The following is an 18,586-nucleotide window of genomic DNA, read 5'->3' as shown; positions in this document are numbered from 1 at the left end:
TGGCAAGACGCCGATGCAGACCTTTCTCGATTCCATACCGCTTGCAAAAGAAAAACTCCTCGATACATTACCAACATCTTTTGAGACTTCGAATCAGACCGACCAAACCACCGTCTGTCAGGTCTAATCGTAGCTAGTACACCATAGCACTTTCGCAATAAATGGAGAAGCTACGCGAGTTGGTCCTGTATTGAGTCTTGGAATGCCGCCCCTCCAGGGCTCGGTGTGACACAACTCGCGTGTCACGCCCTTACGCCTTTAGCTCTTTACGCCTTCACCTCTTCACCCCTTTACGCCTTTACCCCTTTACGCCTTTACCTCTTTACCCCTTCACGCAATGAACGTCCCCTTCTTCCGCTACGAATACGATCCCGCTGCACTCGCTGCGATGGATGAGTGCCTGCGCTCCGGCTGGCTGACCACCGGACCGAAAACGAAGGAGTTTGAGCAGCGTTTTGCTGACGCCGTGCGGAATGACGACGACGTGTATGCGGTTGCCGTCAACTCGTGCACTGCCGCGCTGCATCTCGCGCTTGAAGCCGTGGGAGTGCGGCGCGGGGAAATAGTGTTGGTGCCGACACACACGTTTGCAGCGACAGCGGAAGTTGTGCGGTACTTCGATGCAATTCCGGTCTTTGTCGACATCGATTCCGACACGATGAACATCTCGGTCGAACATCTCGCATACATCCTCGACGAGATCGCAGGCGGCAGAGCCGTGCCCGGACTTGACGACACCCGGCGGCGCGTACGTGCGATCCTGCCTGTGCACTACGGTGGTCAGCCATGCGATCTGCACGCGATCCACGCGCTCGCCGCACGTCATGGATGCGAGGTGATAGAAGACGCTGCGCATGCGTTTCCGGCGGCGTTGTCCGCGAGTGATGAGACGGGTGGACGATTGGACGATCAGACGATTGGACGAATAGACGATCAGACGATGAGACGATCAGACGATCAGACGATCAGACGATTAGACGATCAGACGATCAGACGATCAGACGATTGGACGATTGGACGATCAGACGATCAGACGATCAGACGATCAGACGATCAGACGATCAGACGATTGGATGATCAAACGGTTCCCAGTTCCCCGTTCCCCGTTCCTCGTTCCCCGTTCCCAGTTCCTAGTTCCCCGTTCCCACTCCCTACTCCCCACTCCCCACTCCCTACTCCCCACTCCCCACTCCCAACTCGGATCGGCGGCGGCACCTCGCGTGTGACATGTTTTTCGTTTTACGCAAATAAAACCATCACCACCGGTGAAGGCGGCATGGCCACAACGACCGATGCGGCATTGGCCGAACGGATGCGGCTCATGTCGTTACATGGAATGAACAGGGACCCGTGGAATAGATTTGCGAAGACCGGTACCTGGGATTACCAGCTTGTAGCACCGGGTTTCAAATACAACCTGACGGATATCGCGTCGGCACTCGGACTCACCCAACTTGCGCGTGCAGAGGAGTTTCGCGCCGCGCGTCAGCGCATCAGCGAAAAATACAACGAGGCCTTTGCCGATCTCGACACCGTGGAGCCGCTGGTGTGGCGGCACGGACATCTACATGCACATCACTTGTACGTTCTCAAACTGAGACTCGATCGTCTCCGTATCACTCGTGCGGAATTTATTGAGCAGATGAAGGCGCGTGGCATTATCTGCTCCGTTCACTGGCGGCCTCTGCACATGCATCCCTATTACGTGGAAACGTATGGCTACCACGCGGAGGATTTCCCGCAGGCGGCTGCCCTTTGGCCTCGCATCGTGTCACTGCCATTGTACCCTTCGATGAGCGACGCGGAGTTTGACTACGTCCGTGACGCAGTGCGTGGAATTGTGCTCCAGTCCCAACAATGATGACGGACAGGAATCGACATCTCGAATTCTGGAACTCCTGTCCGCATGCAGAAACGGTGGAAATTTGTGTCCCTCGCGATGTCCCTTCGACTGGTCATCGAATGATTGATGCGACAAAAGGTTTGGATCCCGCTGCAAAGACGTGCGGAGTCATTGAATCTGTGCATCGCCATGTGCGCGACACACAAAAAATGCTCGGTCTCGAAGACTAGCACATGCAGCGATTTCCCCGCATCCTCGACCTTGCCGCTTCCGCCGCCGGTCTGTTTCTCCTCTCTCCGGTTCTGCTCGTGATCAGTGCCTTGGTACGCTCATCCTCACCAGGACCCATTTTGTACCGCGCTCGTCGTGTAGGACAGGGAGGAGTGGAGTTCACGCTTCTGAAATTTCGAAGCATGAAGCAGGATGCGGCGGCAGTCGGCTCGGCAATCACCTCCGCAAACGACAGTCGCATTACCGGTATCGGCCGATTTCTGCGCGCCACAAAAATCGATGAACTCCCGCAGCTTGTGAACGTGCTCCGCGGTGAAATGTGTCTGGTGGGACCGCGTCCCGAGGATCCGAGGTATATACAGTACTATCCCGACGAATTCCGCAGAATCCTCGATCTCAAGCCGGGGATTACAAGCGCCGCCTCCCTCACATTTGTTGACGAAAGCTCCCTGCTTCGCGGCGAGGATCACGAGCGTGTGTACATCGAGCAGGTGCTGCCCGAAAAACTACGTATCGATCTGGAGTGGTTCGATCGGGCGCGTGTCGTGGATAATATCGGATTGATTGTACGCACGGTGTTGCGGAAGGGCGTAAAGGCGTAAAGGGGTAAAGGGGTAAAGGGGGGGACGGGGTAAAGAGGTAAAGCAGCATATATCCACTGAAGACACGGAAGAACACGGAACATGGATTGTATCAACAGACGAATGCCACGGGAGCTCACGGGCTTCCGCACAGTGGAGACTGTCCCGTCGCGCTTCGACTCCGCTCAGCGAGACACTATTGCGTTGTCCCGCTGTCCCGCTGTCCCGCTGTCCCGTCGCGCTTCGACTCCGCTTAGCGAGACACTATTGTGTTGTCCCGCTGTCCCGTTGTTGTTGGTCCTCCTCGTGCTGCTCTTCGCCGTTCCCGTGCAGACCGCGGCGCAGACGGTGATGTTGCCCTTGCGGCATCCCGCATACGAGTATCTCGACCGGATCGAAACACGGTACGGCATCGGATTGGTAGATTTTCAACGTCCGCTTCCACGCATGGACATCGCCCGCGCGCTGGATTCACTCGGCCGGATCCGTGTTCTCACCTCGTATGACCGCGAGCAGCTCGCGTTCTACCGCGAGGAGTTTGCCGAGGAACTGCGCCGCATGTATTCCTCCGACAGCACCGTGATCACACCGACGGAAGAGCGATGGAATCTGTTGCACATTCGCTCCGCGACTCCGGCCCGGAGTTATCTTGCGGTGGATCTTGTCGGTCGCGCGGGGTACACAAAACGGCAGGATGCAGACGATATCATCCGACGCTCGAACGGCATACAGGCGTGGGGGTATGTGGGACCGTGGCTCGGCGCATACATGCGCTGGTACGACAACGGAGTAAGCGGTATCACCTACGACCCGCTCGCATTCCGCACACGGGAGCAGGGGGTTGTCCGCGGCCCGTCATCGTCGGCCACATCGTACGAATACGAGGTTGCCGAGGCACAGATGTGGTATTCGAATCCGTGGCTCGTCGCGGGCGTGCAGAAGATGGACGTGCAGCTCGGCAGCGGGCGCGACGGCGCTATCATCTTCTCCGACAAGGCGCCGTCAGTGCCGATGATCAACTACCAGATACGCATCACCGACTGGCTCTATTTCGAATACTTTCATGCCTGGCTTTTCTCGGACATACTGGACACCGCGCGCACATGGGCGGGTCAGAAATTTCATGAAACGAAATACATGGCCTCCCATTCGGTGACGGCGCGTGTTCTGCCGAATCTGCAGGCCGCACTGGGAGAGTCGATCGTGTACGGCGGTGGTGATGTGAACGTGTTGTTCCTGATTCCCGTCATCTCATTCCGTGCAGCGGACAGGTGGACACGTTTTGTCTCGGGCAATTCCCAGTTTTTTGCCGACGTCAAATACTCGCCGATCCGGAACCTGACGCTCTACGGTACGGGTTTCATTGACGAGATGGATCTGAGCAAGGCGCTCGGAGGCGATCGGACAAACTTCGACTATCATGTGGCGTACACCGTCGGCATGCGTGTCACTGACGCATACACGCCATTTGTTCGGCTGCCATCCGAAACTCGTCTGGAATTTTCGCGCGTGTATCCGTACGTGTATTCGAATTCGAATCCCACGCAACAATACACATCCCACAAAGTTCTGTTGGGTCATTGGATCGGGGGGAACGCCGATCTCCTGACCCTGGTGCACACCGTACATCCCGCTCGCTGGCTCGAGGCGAATCTCTCTCTCACGCTCGGTCGTTTTGCGCGCCCCTATCCCTCGCCGCTGACAGTGCCGCGTGTGCAGCCCGCCTTCTTGGCGCGCCCCGAGTTTGGACTGCGCGTCCTGGGTGCGGGCGTGCGGTGGATGCCATTGCACGATCTGTACGCGCGCTTCGACGTGCAGCACACTGCGCGTGAGGAATGGGCCGATTACCTCGGAAGTTCCTGGGCGCCGGGAGTATCGTTCGGGGTGACGGTCTCGTACGGACTCTACTGAGCGCCCCACCGTCCGAGCCACGTGTTGTGATTATGCAGAGATGGCCGAAAAGCATACATTACGAATTATTTATTCCGGCATTTACAATTTCTGGTATGGGCACACATCGGATCACATATATGCTGATCGCGGCTCACACTGAGACAGCATGAGAGAATTCGCGTCGGTAGTCATACACATGCGCAACAGGCATTATCTGTTGTTCGACCTGCTCGCAATGACCATCGTGCCCGCGATCGCATTGATTTTGCGGCTCGACAACATGATGGACTGGCAACCCTACCTTGCGCCGCTGGCCGTTTACACGGGATTCTCCATCGTCATAAAGCTGGTGATGTATTACAAGCTGGGCATGTACAAACATCTCTGGCGATACGCGAGCATCGAGGAAGTGTCGGTGATCCTGATCGCGATTTTCACGGCGGGATTCACGTTCAACATCATCTACCTGCTGCTGCTCCCGCTTTTTCCAAAGATACCGCACGCGATTCCACGCTCTGTGCCCGCGATCGACCTGATGTTGTCGCTGGTTATTCACGGCGGCATTCGCCTGCTGGGGCGCATGTACAGCACCGAACAGAAGAAACGTGAACCCGCCCTCGACACCACACGCAGCGTTCTCATCATCGGCGCCGGAAACTCGGGCACAATGATCGCGAAGGAACTGCTCCGCAACCCCGCGGGAGGTTTGACGCCGGTCGGCTTCATCGACGACGATCCACGCAAACGGGGCGGTGTGATTTACGGGATTCCGGTTCTTGGCGACAGGGAGAAGATTCCCGAAGTGTGCAAACGCATGAAGATCTCGCAGGTGCTGATCGCCATGCCCTCGGCCTCGGGCAAGACGATTCAGTCGATACTGCGCATCACCGAACCGTTGAAGATCAAGACGCGCACACTCCCGAGCGTCAGCGAGCTGTTGAACGACACGGTGGAGCTGCGCCAGTTCCGCGATCTTCGCATCGACGATCTCCTGCGGCGTGATCCGGTAAAAACCGACATGTCGCGAGTGAAGGAGATGCTCTACGGACAACGCGTGCTTGTGACCGGTGCGGGCGGATCCATCGGATCCGAGATCTGCCGCCTCATTGCGCAGAGCCAGCCGGCGTCGCTGTGTCTGCTCGGTCATGGCGAGAATTCGATACACGCGATACACAGGGAACTGAGCGAGAAACACCCGTCGCTGAGATTGCAGACGCTCATCGCCGACATACGGGACGAGGAGCGCATATCGTCGATTCTTCGTGAGCACGAACCCGCGTACATCTACCATGCCGCCGCGCACAAACACGTGCCCCTGATGGAGGACAATGTCGTGGACGCACTCACGAACAACGTGCTCGGGACGATCACGATGCTCAAGTGCGCGCGTGCGCGGCAGGTGCGGAAGTTCACACTCATTTCGACCGATAAGGCCGTTGATCCGCGCAGTATCATGGGTGTTACCAAGCGCATGGCAGAGATCGCGTTGCAGCTCTACCGGCGCGAATACGACGCGCCCTACGTCGCCGTGCGGTTCGGCAATGTGCTCGGCAGTCGCGGCAGTGTCGTGCCGATATTTATGGATCAGATTTCGGCGGGGGGACCTGTCACGATCACCGATCCCGACATGCGCCGCTACTTCATGACTATTCCAGAGGCAGTACAACTGGTGCTGCAGACGTCGGCGCTGCAGGGCAGCGGGGAAATCTACGTGCTCGACATGGGTGAACCGGTGCGTGTGCTCGATCTGGCACTGGACCTCATCTCGCTCGCAGGACAGAAACCCTTCAAGGATGTCGACATTGTGTACACGGGACTTCGACCCGGTGAAAAGCTCGTCGAGGAGTTGTTCCGCGAGGGAGAAATCATCACACGCTCGAAACACGAAAAAATATTCTCTGTTGTGGATCCAAAATTCGACAGCACCGGGTGGGGCGGCCTGCCGATTGACGGCAACGGGCAGGGTACACGAATCGCCACACTCGACGAGTACGAGGAGTATCTCCGCTCGGCACTGTCGGGTATCGATCATTCCGACCGCGCAGCATTTGTGCGGCTGATAACCACCATCGTTCCCGAATACCGGGATGGCATCGGTGATCCTGACCGTATGTCCCCCGATGAGCATGTGGAGCGGCTGCGCGTTTCGTCGTAGCGGACGATTGGACGATTAGACGATTAGACGGTTAGACGGTTAGACGATTAGACGGTTAGACGATTAGACGGTTAGACGATTGGATGAGTAAAGGAACAACGACATGGTGTCACCCCGAGCTTGTCGAGGGGCGACGATGCTACGCCGCAAGGTCTGACGATTAGATGATTAGGCCACTCCTACGCACCTCGACACACTCGGTGTGACACAACTCGCGTGTCACGTCTTTACGCCTTTACCTCTTTACGCCTTTACGTCTCCCGTCTCCCGTCTCCCGTCTCCCGTCTCACGTCTAACAACAGTACATCATGAAAACCGCACTCGTCACTGGTATCACCGGTCAAGACGGCTCCTATCTTGCAGAGCTGCTTCTTGAGAAGGGATATATAGTCCACGGATTGATCCGTCGCAGCAGTTCTTTCAACACCGGGCGCATCGATCATTTATACAACGATCCCGCGGTGTTGAACTCACGGCTCTTTCTGCATTACGGGGATCTGACCGATTCGAGCAATCTGAACCGCATGCTCGAGAAGGTGCAGCCCGACGAAGTATACAATCTGGCGGCGCAAAGCCATGTGAAAGTGTCGTTCGAGGTGCCGGAATATACCGCCGAAGTGGATGCCATAGGGACCCTGCGCTTTCTTGATGCAATCAAGGAGACGGGTGTGTCCACACGATTCTACCAGGCCTCCACGAGCGAGCTGTACGGGAAGGTCCAGGAAGTACCTCAAAGCGAGACCACACCCTTTTATCCGCGGTCGCCGTACGCGGTCGCCAAGATTTACGGATACTGGATCGTGGTGAACTATCGCGAGGCATACAACATTTTCGCGAGCAATGGCATTCTGTTTAATCACGAGTCGCCACGGCGGGGTGAGACCTTCGTGACGCGGAAAATCACACGGGCGGCGGCACGCATCAAGGCCGGCCTTCAGCCGTCGCTTTCGCTCGGGAATATGAACGCAAAACGCGACTGGGGCTACGCCCCCGAATACGTCGAGGCCATGTGGAGGATGATGCAACAGGACAGTCCCGACGATTTTGTCATTGCGACAGGTGAAACCCATACAGTGCGCGAGTTTGTCGAGGTGGCCTTTGGTGAGCTCGACATGCCCATCACATGGGAGGGTGAAGGTGTGGAGGAAGTCGGCCGCGACACGCGTACCGGCGCCGCCATCGTCACTGTCAATCCGTCGTATTACCGTCCCACCGAGGTCGATCTCTTGATAGGCAATCCCGGAAAAGCAAAGAGTCTGCTCGGCTGGGAGCCCCGAGTCCGCTTTGATGAACTTGCACGAATGATGGCACGCGCAGACTACGACAAGGTTGTGAAGCGTGGGTACTAGGTGTGAGAGAGTCGGTGGTAGATGGTAGATGGTAGGTGGTAGATGGTAGGAGGAAAAAGAGCGCGAGGAGGCGGGTCGGACGGATCTTTTGCGCGTCTCACTTTGTGTCCCTCCAAAATCCTGTTGTATTGACTCGAGGTACTAGCACGGGCGATTGCACATGACACAGAAATCAAGAATATACATCGCCGGCCATACGGGCATGGTCGGTTCGGCGATCACACGGCGCCTGCGCAGTGAGGGATATACGGATCTGATACTCCGTGATATGTCGGAGCTGGATCTGACCAGGCAGAGCGCGGTCGAATCGTTCTTTGAGGCGGAAAAACCCGAGTACGTGTTCCTTGCGGCGGCGCGTGTCGGCGGTATCCACGCAAACAACGTCTTCCGCGCGGAGTTCCTGTACCAAAACCTCCAGATCCAGAACAACATCATCCACGCCGCGTGGCAGCATGGAGTGGAAAAGCTGCTGTTCCTCGGTTCCTCCTGCATTTATCCCAAACACGCGCCCCAGCCGATCAGGGAGGAACATCTACTCACCGGGGAACTCGAGCAGACCAACGAGCCCTACGCCATCGCAAAGATCGCGGGATTGAAGATGTGTGAATCGTACAACCGTCAGTATGGGACGCGTTTCATCAGCGCGATGCCGACAAACCTGTACGGGACAAAGGACAACTTCGATCTTCGCAGCAGTCATGTTCTGCCGGCTCTGATTCGCAAGTTTCATCTCGGGTCGCTGCTCGCCGCAGGCCGTCATGCCGACGCCGCGGCAGATTTGGGCCTGCCCGTCGGCGACGAAAGCACAGTGCGTGACACGTGTGCCGAATTCGGCGTGTACGCCGACCACGTCGCCCTCTGGGGCACGGGCACTCCCCGCAGGGAATTCCTCCATGTGGACGACTGCGCGGCGGCTCTTGTACACATGATGCAGCATTACGAAGAGACACTCTTCCTGAATGTGGGATGTGGTGAGGATGTGAGCATCCGCGAGCTGGCCGAACGTGTTTCATCGGTCGTCGGTTATGGCGGCGAAATCCGTTTTAATCCCGCGTACCCCGACGGCACGCCACGGAAACTGCTCGACGTGTCGCGTATCCGCGCAACGGGTTGGTCGCCCGTTATTCCGCTCCGCGAGGGCATCGCGGCAACCTACGCATGGTATCGCGACCGGAGGCGGATGGACGCGGCCCGCTGAGCCGCTGTCGTTGCGCAGGGTATGCGCCATCATCACCTGGAAATAAAAAAAGGACCGCACGCGGTCCTTTTTCCATTCTCGGATTTTCCACTCAATCAAACATGTGTTCGATTGCCTGGTACTTTGTGTGGACATCTTCGACCGAGCCCGCCGTCGCCGTGAAGTCCTTCCCCTTCGACACTTTCTGCAGCTCGGCTGTGGCCTTCACAAGTTCCGCAACGGCGGCCTTGAATTCCGGCTCGCGGGCCGCCAGTTTCTTCGGTGTGGCCGCAGCCGACAAGGCTGTCGCCGCATCCGCCATCTTATCGGCCATCGCGCGGATCTTCTGGGCGTTTTTCTCGGGCAGGTAATAGTGATAGACCTTATAGAGGTGCACGTGATACGCCTCGAGTTCCTTCATGCGCGGACGGATGACACGCACGAGCTTTTCATACGACGAATGCAGCTTTTCCACTGCATCCAGCATGCCCTTTTCGTCGTTCTTTTCCACGGCGGCGGATACAGCCGCGGTATGTCCTGCGAGCGCCGCGACTTCGGCGTCCCACTTGTTCTTTTTGTCGCGGAGAATCCCCGGCAGTTCGAGCTGCTGAAGCTCCTGCGTATATTTCTGCACCTGGGGCAGAAGCTCCTTGATCAAGTCGTATTTTTTGTTGGGCCACGCATCGTGCCAGAGCGGCGCGATTACGTCGTGAAAGTCCGCAAGAACAGGAACCTCGGCCTTGGTTTCGGCGGCGATGTCGTGTTCCTTTTTCTGCGCAGAGGCAGTGAACACGAATCCGAGAAGAAGGACAGGGATGAAAAGCCGTAGCGACATAAGGTGCTCCAAAACTGTGAAGAATCCCGCGACCGGTGTATCCGTCTCGCGAAAGCAATCAACAAAAATCCATGATTTATGTGACTTTATCAACTATGCCCAACATTCCACACACGCTGCAGATGCCTGAGAAACAGACCCCGTATGGACACGCTGTTTTCTCCTGAGAGTCTGGCCCTATATTCCATTCTGGCCCTCATTACCGCGGCACGTTCTGTCGCGTGGTTCACCGTCGATGCGGGAATCACGCGGACGCCTTCGCGAGGCGCGACGATGCTCGCCGCAGCGCTGCTGTGTCTTTCACCCGTCCTGCAGCTTGTGTACGCAGGACACCTGCCGCCCGACAATCCGCTGGCCCCGGGGGGATCGCTACGATTTCTGCTGATTGCAGCCACCTGCGGTGCGGGCATTGTGGCTGCACAATTTCTTATCACGGCACTCCCGCTATTTGTGCTCCGGGCGGCGGCGCGTAAACGCACGGGACGCTGGTCCGCCCGTACCCGTCGCACCGTTGCTGTGATCGCTCTGTTGTTATACGGCACCTGTCTTGTGGTTGTACCGGCGCGATTCGTCTCGGAGGCCCGCACCATTCGAGTCGGCCGGGCCGACATTCGGGCGGGTCTCGGCGCACCGATACGTATCGCCATTCTCGGTGATACGCAACTCGACGAATACCTCAATCCGTCGAGCATCAGAGCGGCCGTGGATTCACTGAACAACTTCGATCCCGACATCGTGCTGTTTGTGGGAGATGTCGCCCTCGCGACACGGCGGATGACCTTTGTTCCGGCAGGCGCTGCACTGCTGGCACCGTTGCGTGCGCGACTGTTAAAAGCGGCCGTGCTCGGTGATCACGACCTGTGGGCGGGATGGGCGCAGAAAGACAGCGTCGCCGAGCAGCTCAGGGCCGCGGGATTCACCGTGCTCGACAATACTGGTACACTGGTGGTGCGCGGAACTGACACGGTGCGCGTGGTTGGGATCACGCAGCTCACCGATGCCGATATCGGGGATGCTGCGCTGCGTGGGCTGCTTACACAGGACACGACACATCCGATCATCGTGCTTGCGCATCAGTGTCCGGCAGAGTTGCTGAAGACAGCCGAGGAAGCAGGCGTCATACTCGTCGCAGGCGGGCACACGCACGGTGGACAAATTCGATTCTGGTTTTATGGCCTGATGCTCTCGAGCGCAAGTCTGCGGTATCCTGTTGTATCGGGATACGACCGGCGTGGATCAACCCTGGTGTATGTTTCTCCTGGCATCGGATACTCCCTTGTACCGCTCCGCTACAACGCGTCCGGCGGTGTCGGCTGTGTCACACTCCGCTGAGCATTTACCTCCCCACGCGTTGAACGAAATAGTATATTTCGCAACCATGACACAACGCCGGCTCCGCATCGGATACTCCGCACGCGCGGAAACAGGGGCGCACCGGAACACCATGCTGTTCCTGGTCGCACTCTGTCTCCTTGCCTGCAGTGCCGTATCGTTTGCGCAGCCGGTGCTCTCGCTTCGAGGGCTCGGATTGAACTGGCCCTCGATCCGCATCGATTTCTCCGTGAAGTGCAAGGGCGTCTGGACCCATGCCTTCGACAAAACACGCTTCCGTGTGTTTGAAGACAGCGTCGACATGGGTGAGTTCGAGCTGCGCTGCCCCGACGGCACGGCCCGCTGCGGCGTTGTTGCTGCGCTCGTGCTCGATGCGAGCGGAAGCATGGGCGGGGAGAAAAACATGTACGCCCGCATCGCGGCGGGCAACTTCATCGAGAACATGGACGGTGTTCAGGACCGTGCCGCGGTGATCTGGTTCCAAAGCCGGGATACGCTGGTGCAGCCCCTCACTTCGGACAAACTCCTGTTGAAGGCGGCGGTCGACAGCCTGCCCGCCGCTGGTACAACGGCCGTGTGGGATGCGACCTGGAAGGCCATTACCGAACTCGTGAACAACGGCAGCGGGTACGACACCTGCGGCGCGGTAATCGTGCTGACCGACGGCAACGACAATGCAAGCGTGCGCACCCTGGGCGAAGTGGCCGCCTACGCTGTCTCACGGCGTATGCGTGTGATCACCGTGGGTATCGGAGCCGACGTGAACGATGTAGCGCTCAACTACCTTGCGACCGCCACGGGGGGTGTGTTCCATCATGTTCAAAACGCAGATCAACTGCCCGGAGTGTACGAAGACATTTTTATGGACGTGGCCGGCATTGAGGCGTGCGAGATCGTCTACCGCTCCGCCTGCGCCGACGGCACGCTCCGTACAGTCGAATTACGCATCGAAAATTTCTGCGGCGGATCGGACAGGAAGACGTGGACGTTTCGAGCGCCGGTCGACGGGGCTCCCGCAATTCCGATAGAGGTGCAGCCACGCGGCGGCACAGTGAAGGAGGGCGACACGCTTGTTGTTCCGGTCGATCTGCTCACTCCGCTCGCACAGGCGCCGTTCCCCGTATCGGAAGTAACGATCCGCTACGACACAACACTGTTGCGGTATGTGGGCATCGCCTCGCGGGAAGGGTGCCTGTTAAAAAATGCGGAGCTTGTTTCGACCACACTGGGTGACGCGGTGATTGTGAACACGCGCAAAAAAGTGATGGTCGAAGGAAGCGGCACCATGTTCCGGCTCGCTTTTGTGGGCAGGGAACAGGATCAGACGCGTTGCGCACCGCTGTCGGTAAATGCCTGGACGTTCACAGCCGGATGTCTCGCGGCCAGGACGGGGTCTGCCGAAATCTGCGTCGAAACAAAGCGGCCGAGCGTGCGCTGCACCATCGACGCTCCAGCCGTCCTGGTATGGGACGCATCCCTGCGGCGGTATAGCCCCGACACCGTCACACTCGTCGCGCACTACACAAATACGGGCGAGAAGGTGTTGCGCTCGGCGCGCTTCCTTCTCGAAGCAGCGCCGGATGCCTTCGAGATACTGTCGCCGGCATCGTTGACACAGATGCTGCCCGGAGGCGACCTCGCCGTCGGCGACACGGCCACGATACGATGGCTCGTGCGAGCCCTGCCGCGCGCATCCCTCGATTCGCTCGCCTTGTGTGTACGCGGCCAGTTCGGCAATCATCCCGACATCGTGTGCTGCACTCGCGTGATCGTGCCCGATGCCGACGCGGGTATCCGTTGCTCGGTCAGTGCACCGGTTCTTGTGGCCGACACAGTGCGACGGCGTTACGATCCCACTCCCACATCCGTCGTTGTGACAGTGCGGAATGAAGGCGGACGTGACACGGACACCATCCGCGTAGTCCTCGAGCTGCCCGCATCCATCACGCCGTACACAACGGTCGATCACCCGGTGGGTCTGCTTACACCGCCGGTCCTTCGACGTGGCGAGAGCGGCGTATTTATCATGCGTGCGCGTATCGCCGCCGAGCCGCGCGGCGCAACACTCCGCTTTTTCTCGCGGGCGATACAAGGCCGCGACACCTCCGTCTGCGCAACAAATCTCGACGTCCCGCCTCTGCATGCGCCGAAGCTATTTCCCTCCTGCGAAGTGCCCCTCGCTCTGCCGGTCGATTCCATGCGCGGCGTCTATATGTCCGACACGTTTGATGTAACACTGTCGCTAGTCAATCCGGGCGACCGGACAGCAACTCGGATTGTCGCCCTTCTTCTTCCTCCTCCGGGTGTCGTATTAGCCGATGCCGCGCAAACACTTCGGCGTAATGCCGTCCCCGCGTCCCTGACTCCGCGCAGCACCGGGGGCGGGGAAGCCCGCATCACCTGGCGTGTCGCATACACGCGCAGGCCTACCGACACAACGGCGCTGCAATTCGGCTGGATGGTCTGGGGCGAGGATGCGTACGGCGCGCCGACGGACACGGCGTACACCTCCTGCTCTACCATCGCGCCTCCGCTTCCGGAGCGCCTGCGTTGCACGCTTGCGTCTTCCGTCACCGACTTTGTCATGGATTCCGGAACAGTCAGCATCGATCCGGCACAATTTCTTTTGACCGCAAGACTCGCAAACGGCACCGCGCAGCCGCTCCGTGATGTCCGCGTCACCGTGCGTCCCACAGCCGCGGGTGGATCCGATCCCTTCGAAGCGGATCCGGCGGCAGGGGACACGTCCGCCACACGAACCATTCCAATTCTGTTCCCTGGTGAGTCGCGTGAATGTGTCTGGAATCTGCGTACCCGCTCTTCATTTCTTTCACCGGCCGCCACATCGGTCGAGTATACTCTCGACATCAGTGTCGACGGTCAGGTTTCGGATTTCGGGAAATGTGCAACACAGATAGTGATACGCGGCTCGGACGGCCGCGCGCCACAATTGTCCTGTTCCCTGACCGTGCCCGACACGGTGCGCTACGACGACACGGGGTATGTGCCGCTCCCCATTCCGGTGCAGGTACGATTGAGAAACACGGGAGGCGCGATCGCCCGCTCCACACATGTGTATCTTCTGCAGGGCGCCCTCTTCACCGCCGCATCACCTGCCGATATCGCGGTGGGGGATCTGCCGGGCGGCAGTGAAATGGATTCGACGCTCTCACCACGTTTCCTGCTTGTACCGCAAGCGGTCGACACGCCGACGATCGACACGGTACGCGTGCTTGTCGTGTCGCCCGACGCGGCACCAGCATACTGCTCGGCCGTGCTTGTTGTGCAGCGGCGGCGTGTGCCGCGCTTGCAACTCGTGTGTGCAGTATCACCCGACACCGCGCGCACAGGCCGAGGAACTGCGGGGTCCGGCCCCGACACAGTGCGGGTGACCGCGACACTCGTGAATACGGGAGACGCCCCGGCATACGACTGCCGGCTGACGGCCAGCGCGGGCGGACACCTCCTTCCGCTCGATGCAGTTTCACCACGACAGACTCCCATGCTGCTGCCGAACGCGCGCGTAACATTCACCTGGTTTTTTGCGCCGCTCGACGGAGAGGGCATCGTCACCGACACGATTCGCATCGGCGCCATTGCGCGGGATCTTCCCGCAACACATACCACGGATGACTGGTGCACAGCCGCTGTGACCCTTGAACGCGGCGTTGCGTCTGTGCTGAAACTTGCATGCAGCGCACCCGACACAATCCCGACCGGCCGCAGCACGTCCATCAGCTTTCGCGCCGCGGTGCGGAATGAGAGCAGCGTGTCCGCGACAGGCGGTACACTGCGGCTCGTATTGCCGCCGTACACACGACTCGATGCGGGCGAGACGGCGGACAAGCCCGTGCCCGTCCTGCCGCCAGGCGGACAGAGTGAGGCCGTGTGGCGGCTTATCACCGATTTCCCCTCCGTCTCGGGAGACACAAGAATCTGCGCCACAGTGCAGACGGATAGAAACGACGGTCTTTCGTGCTGCGCAACGCCGCGCCTGCTTCCCGCAGGATCGGACGGCCTTGAAACAGGATGCGAGGCGCCGGATTCGCTGCAACTCGACGCCCAGCGCGCGCAGTACCTCCCCGCACAATTCGAGACGTGCCTGGAAATCCGGAATACAGGACCCGATACTCTTGATTCCGGCGAGGTGCGGATTGTTCTTCCAACAAGCGGTCTCGAACGGCTCTCTCCCGCCGCCGATACCGTGGCGTTTGTGCTGGCTCCCGGCGCGGCGAAGCGGTTCTGTTGGACGCTGCGCGCCGTGCCGCAGCCGCGCGCGCGTTTCGAGCGACTGCTGCTCGTCGTTTCCCGCGGCGGAAGCACTCTTGCGGAATGCGAGCGCCGAATAGGCGTCCCGGCCACCGATGCCGTGGCGATCGGGGCGGTTCTGGCGACACACCCTGCCGATACGCTTCATTTCAACTGGACGGTGGACGACTTTGAAGGAGAGGCCTCTCCAACGGGTTCTCACACGGTGTTCCGCGTCGAGGGCACTGTGGACGGACGGCAGGCACGCGGGGTTACCGCCCTGCTGCTGCCTCCCGACGGCATCACCTTCGACGAGGGCGAGTCCGCAGAGAAACAAGCCGACTCGGCTGTTCTTGCGCAGGGACTGCAGGATCACATCGTGTGGCGCATGCGGGCCGCGCGTGCCGCCGAGGGTGCGACACGCACATTCGTGATGTCGGTGCGCGCGACAAACGCACACGAGACGCGGGCGGAAACATCCTTGTTCGTGCAGGGCGCGCCGCGGACGGCGCTGTTGACGCTGCCGCGCGACGTGAACGCGAGACGGGGACAGCGGATCGTGGTTCCCGTGTCCATCGACGCATCCCGCGTCGGCGCCATTTCGTCGTATGCGGTGAACATCACGTTCGATCCCGCGCTGCTCGCCTTCGCGGGTCTGCGACAGCAGGGCACACTCACAGCGGACGGGTGGCGTGGCGCGCGCGTGCAACTGACAGTGCCGACGGATCCAACGCGGCCCGCAGTGCTGTCACTTCGAGACACGGCGTTGACGCTCCCCATCCCGCGCCTGCGCACAGGCGTGTTTGCGGAATTGTTGTTTGATGCCGTGTACGACGGCGGTGTGAACGGACTCGATATTGCGGCAGCGGATCTGCGTTTTCTCGATACCACGACGACGGCGGGCGAGTCGTTCACCGCGGGGGTGAACGGATCGGGCTACCGCGCTGCGAGCGAGTTGCGGCTCGAGTATGAACACGGCCGCGTTCTTCTCACAGGTGACTGCCTCGTTCCCGTGCGCAGCGCGGCGGAGGCGGAACCGCTGCTGGCCGCTCCGAATCCATTCACCACATCAACACGCATCGATTTTCGTATCACACGCCGAGGCCCTATTCGTCTCGACATTCTCGACGCGCTGGGAAGGCCGGTACATATGGCCGTTGAAGGCGTGTATGATGCGGGCAGGCACCGTATCGTTTTCGACGCAGGCACACTGCCGGGAGGCATGTACCGGTGCCGGCTCGCGGGTCCTGATGGTATACACGAAACAGCGGTGCTACTTATACGCTGACACACGACACGCAGGACAGGAAAGGCCGTTCCGACGAATCGGAACGGCCTTTTTGTTTTACCGGAATCGTGGACCGTCTAATGCACGGGAGTGCCCGGCGGGGTTCCCATGAACATCTGACCGGGGTCTCCTACGATTTTAATCTCGCCGAACTTGCGCTCGTACTTGTCGATGTTGTCGTGCATCGCGTTAAGCAGCAGCTTCGCATGCACCGGGGTCATGACGATGCGCGCATGTACGCGCGCCTTGGGCACGCCCGGAAGTATGCGCGTAAAATCGATAACAAACTCGGCGTTCGAATGCGTGATGATGGCCAGATTCGAATAGATTCCCTCGGCTTCCGTTTCGCCGAGCTCGATGTTTACCTGTTGCGTTTGTTCCGGTGGCTGGTTCATGACTCTGTCCTTGAATGGCCTGCTGTGTGGACCGCGCGGGGTTGTCCCACGCTGCCGCATTATTTTCCGCGAATCGCGTCCGCTTTTTTGTAGACGTCCTGGGCTTCGTTTGTCATACCGAGCGAAGTGTAGATCTTGCCCGCAAGCTCGAGGTTCGGCAGTGCGTCGGCATTTATCGTGAGGAGTGTTTTCAAGAGCGGGAGCGCCTTCTCGAGAATGGGTTTGTGTCCAACCGGCTGCTTCTCGGGATTCGCGGCTGATTCCGCGTCGCGCACCTGCAGAGCGTAGCGCAGCGACGCCACGCAGTAATTGTACATGGCGTTCTCGAACTTCGGATCGAGCGCGTAGGCCTTCTCGAGATACGTGAGCGCCTCTTTGTAGTCCTTCGTCTCGAGCAGCACCGTGCCGTAGGCGTACTGCGCGTTTTTATCCTTCGGATTTGCATCGGCGTAGGCCTTGAATTTCTCCTTCGCTTCGACGATGCGGTTCGCGGCGACGTATGCGTTCAACAGCTCCTGATTCAAGTCGGGATTGTCGGGGAATTTTGCGACCGCGCCATTGAGGAACGCGATTGCCTCGTCAAGCTTCTTTGTCGCCTCGTCCGTTTTCCCGTCTTTTTTCAACTGGGCGGCGCGCGTTGTCTGGATCTGTCCGATCAACCTGTGCGCTTCGGCGTGCGGCTTGAATTTGTTCTGTTCCTCGAGAGCCGCCAGTGCCGCGGCTTCGTTCCCCGCGGACAGTTCCGAATACGCGAGAATGATAAAGGCCTCGTATTTGGCCGATGTGTCGGGGGCGAGGCGCGTTGCGGCGCGCAGTGAACGCGAGGCCGACTCGTAGAGCGCCTTGTCTTTTTTCATGCCCGCCTTCTTGTACTTGGTGGTTCCGTCGAGATAGGCCTGCTGCCAGAAATACGGTGAATTGTTGGCAATTTCCGACTGCATCTGCGGTCCAAGGTTCTTGGCCTTCTCCCACGCTTCCTGGAGACGGCCGTAATCCTTTTTCAGACCGTGGCTGAATCCGAGCCAGTACCACCCCTCGGCACTGTTGGGCTTCTCGTTCACTTCCTTCTGGAATGCGTCGATGGCGAGGTTCAGCTTGGTGCTGTCTTTCGACGACTGATACTGCTGATAGTACATTTTCCCGCTCGTGACATTCGGCGACGAACACTGGAAGCCGGTTGTCGCGAGCAGCACAACACCCAATGCGGTGACGGCAAGGGCGAGGCGATACGTGCGATTCATTGTTTCCTCGAATGGAAT

Annotated in this window: 11 protein-coding genes; 8 read left to right on the top strand and 3 right to left on the bottom strand. The window is 59.1% G+C overall.

What is annotated here, in order from left to right; genetic code table 11:
• The first annotated feature begins 337 nt into the window (after positions 1-337).
• The 6 genes from HY962_17995 to HY962_17970 all read left to right on the top strand — a co-directional run bounded on the left by HY962_17995 (position 338) and on the right by HY962_17970 (position 9,250).
• Positions 338-1,861, top strand: a complete 1,524-nt coding sequence (locus HY962_17995; GenBank protein MBI5648825.1) for a DegT/DnrJ/EryC1/StrS family aminotransferase — start codon at positions 338-340, stop codon at positions 1,859-1,861.
• Between the two features lie 215 nt (positions 1,862-2,076).
• Positions 2,077-2,676, top strand: a complete 600-nt coding sequence (locus HY962_17990; protein ID MBI5648824.1) for a sugar transferase — start codon at positions 2,077-2,079, stop codon at positions 2,674-2,676.
• A 270-nt stretch (positions 2,677-2,946) separates the two neighbouring features.
• On the top strand, positions 2,947-4,566 hold the full coding sequence (locus tag HY962_17985) for a hypothetical protein (protein MBI5648823.1): 1,620 nt from the start codon (positions 2,947-2,949) through the stop codon (positions 4,564-4,566).
• Between the two features lie 148 nt (positions 4,567-4,714).
• Positions 4,715-6,703, top strand: coding sequence for a polysaccharide biosynthesis protein (locus tag HY962_17980; GenBank protein MBI5648822.1), 1,989 nt, complete (start codon positions 4,715-4,717; stop codon positions 6,701-6,703).
• A gap of 308 nt (positions 6,704-7,011) precedes the next feature.
• Positions 7,012-8,052, top strand: a complete 1,041-nt coding sequence (gmd, locus tag HY962_17975) for a GDP-mannose 4,6-dehydratase (GenBank protein MBI5648821.1) — start codon at positions 7,012-7,014, stop codon at positions 8,050-8,052.
• A 160-nt stretch (positions 8,053-8,212) separates the two neighbouring features.
• Positions 8,213-9,250 carry a GDP-L-fucose synthase gene (locus HY962_17970; GenBank protein MBI5648820.1) on the top strand — a complete coding sequence of 346 codons (1,038 nt, stop codon included), beginning with the start codon at positions 8,213-8,215 and terminating at the stop codon, positions 9,248-9,250.
• A 91-nt stretch (positions 9,251-9,341) separates the two neighbouring features.
• Here the strand turns inward: HY962_17970 and HY962_17965 are convergent, their stop codons facing one another.
• Positions 9,342-10,064 carry a hypothetical protein gene (locus HY962_17965; GenBank protein ID MBI5648819.1) on the bottom strand — a complete coding sequence of 241 codons (723 nt, stop codon included), beginning with the start codon at positions 10,062-10,064 and terminating at the stop codon, positions 9,342-9,344.
• Between the two features lie 144 nt (positions 10,065-10,208).
• Between HY962_17965 and HY962_17960 the strand changes: the two genes are divergently transcribed.
• Both HY962_17960 and HY962_17955 read left to right on the top strand, forming a co-directional pair.
• The gene (locus HY962_17960) at positions 10,209-11,396 is read left to right on the top strand and encodes a metallophosphoesterase (GenBank protein MBI5648818.1); all 1,188 of its coding nucleotides are present in this window, start codon (positions 10,209-10,211) and stop codon (positions 11,394-11,396) included.
• 112 nt (positions 11,397-11,508) lie between these two features.
• Positions 11,509-16,932 carry a VWA domain-containing protein gene (locus tag HY962_17955; protein ID MBI5648817.1) on the top strand — a complete coding sequence of 1,808 codons (5,424 nt, stop codon included), beginning with the start codon at positions 11,509-11,511 and terminating at the stop codon, positions 16,930-16,932.
• 77 nt (positions 16,933-17,009) lie between these two features.
• Here the strand turns inward: HY962_17955 and HY962_17950 are convergent, their stop codons facing one another.
• On the bottom strand, positions 17,010-17,327 hold the full coding sequence (locus tag HY962_17950) for a DUF3467 domain-containing protein (protein MBI5648816.1): 318 nt from the start codon (positions 17,325-17,327) through the stop codon (positions 17,010-17,012).
• A gap of 59 nt (positions 17,328-17,386) precedes the next feature.
• On the bottom strand, positions 17,387-18,568 hold the full coding sequence (locus HY962_17945; GenBank protein MBI5648815.1) for a tetratricopeptide repeat protein: 1,182 nt from the start codon (positions 18,566-18,568) through the stop codon (positions 17,387-17,389).
• Between the last annotated feature and the right edge of the window lie 18 nt (positions 18,569-18,586).

This window comes from Ignavibacteriota bacterium, assembly GCA_016218045.1.
GTDB lineage: Bacteria > Bacteroidota > Ignavibacteria > SZUA-365 > SZUA-365 > JACRFB01.
The sequence above is the reverse complement of the archived record's forward strand: the minus strand, read 5'-3'. Positions and strand labels throughout refer to the sequence as shown.

Coding starts and splice junctions, on each gene's coding strand:
- gmd (MBI5648821.1), top strand. CDS start 7,012: ATGAAAACCGCACTCGTCACTGGTATCACCGGTCAAGACGGCTCCTAT.
- HY962_17955 (MBI5648817.1), top strand. CDS start 11,509: ATGCTGTTCCTGGTCGCACTCTGTCTCCTTGCCTGCAGTGCCGTATCG.
- HY962_17960 (MBI5648818.1), top strand. CDS start 10,209: ATGGACACGCTGTTTTCTCCTGAGAGTCTGGCCCTATATTCCATTCTG.
- HY962_17950 (MBI5648816.1), bottom strand. CDS start 17,327: ATGAACCAGCCACCGGAACAAACGCAACAGGTAAACATCGAGCTCGGC.
- HY962_17990 (MBI5648824.1), top strand. CDS start 2,077: ATGCAGCGATTTCCCCGCATCCTCGACCTTGCCGCTTCCGCCGCCGGT.
- HY962_17945 (MBI5648815.1), bottom strand. CDS start 18,568: ATGAATCGCACGTATCGCCTCGCCCTTGCCGTCACCGCATTGGGTGTT.
- HY962_17995 (MBI5648825.1), top strand. CDS start 338: ATGAACGTCCCCTTCTTCCGCTACGAATACGATCCCGCTGCACTCGCT.
- HY962_17980 (MBI5648822.1), top strand. CDS start 4,715: ATGAGAGAATTCGCGTCGGTAGTCATACACATGCGCAACAGGCATTAT.
- HY962_17965 (MBI5648819.1), bottom strand. CDS start 10,064: ATGTCGCTACGGCTTTTCATCCCTGTCCTTCTTCTCGGATTCGTGTTC.
- HY962_17970 (MBI5648820.1), top strand. CDS start 8,213: ATGACACAGAAATCAAGAATATACATCGCCGGCCATACGGGCATGGTC.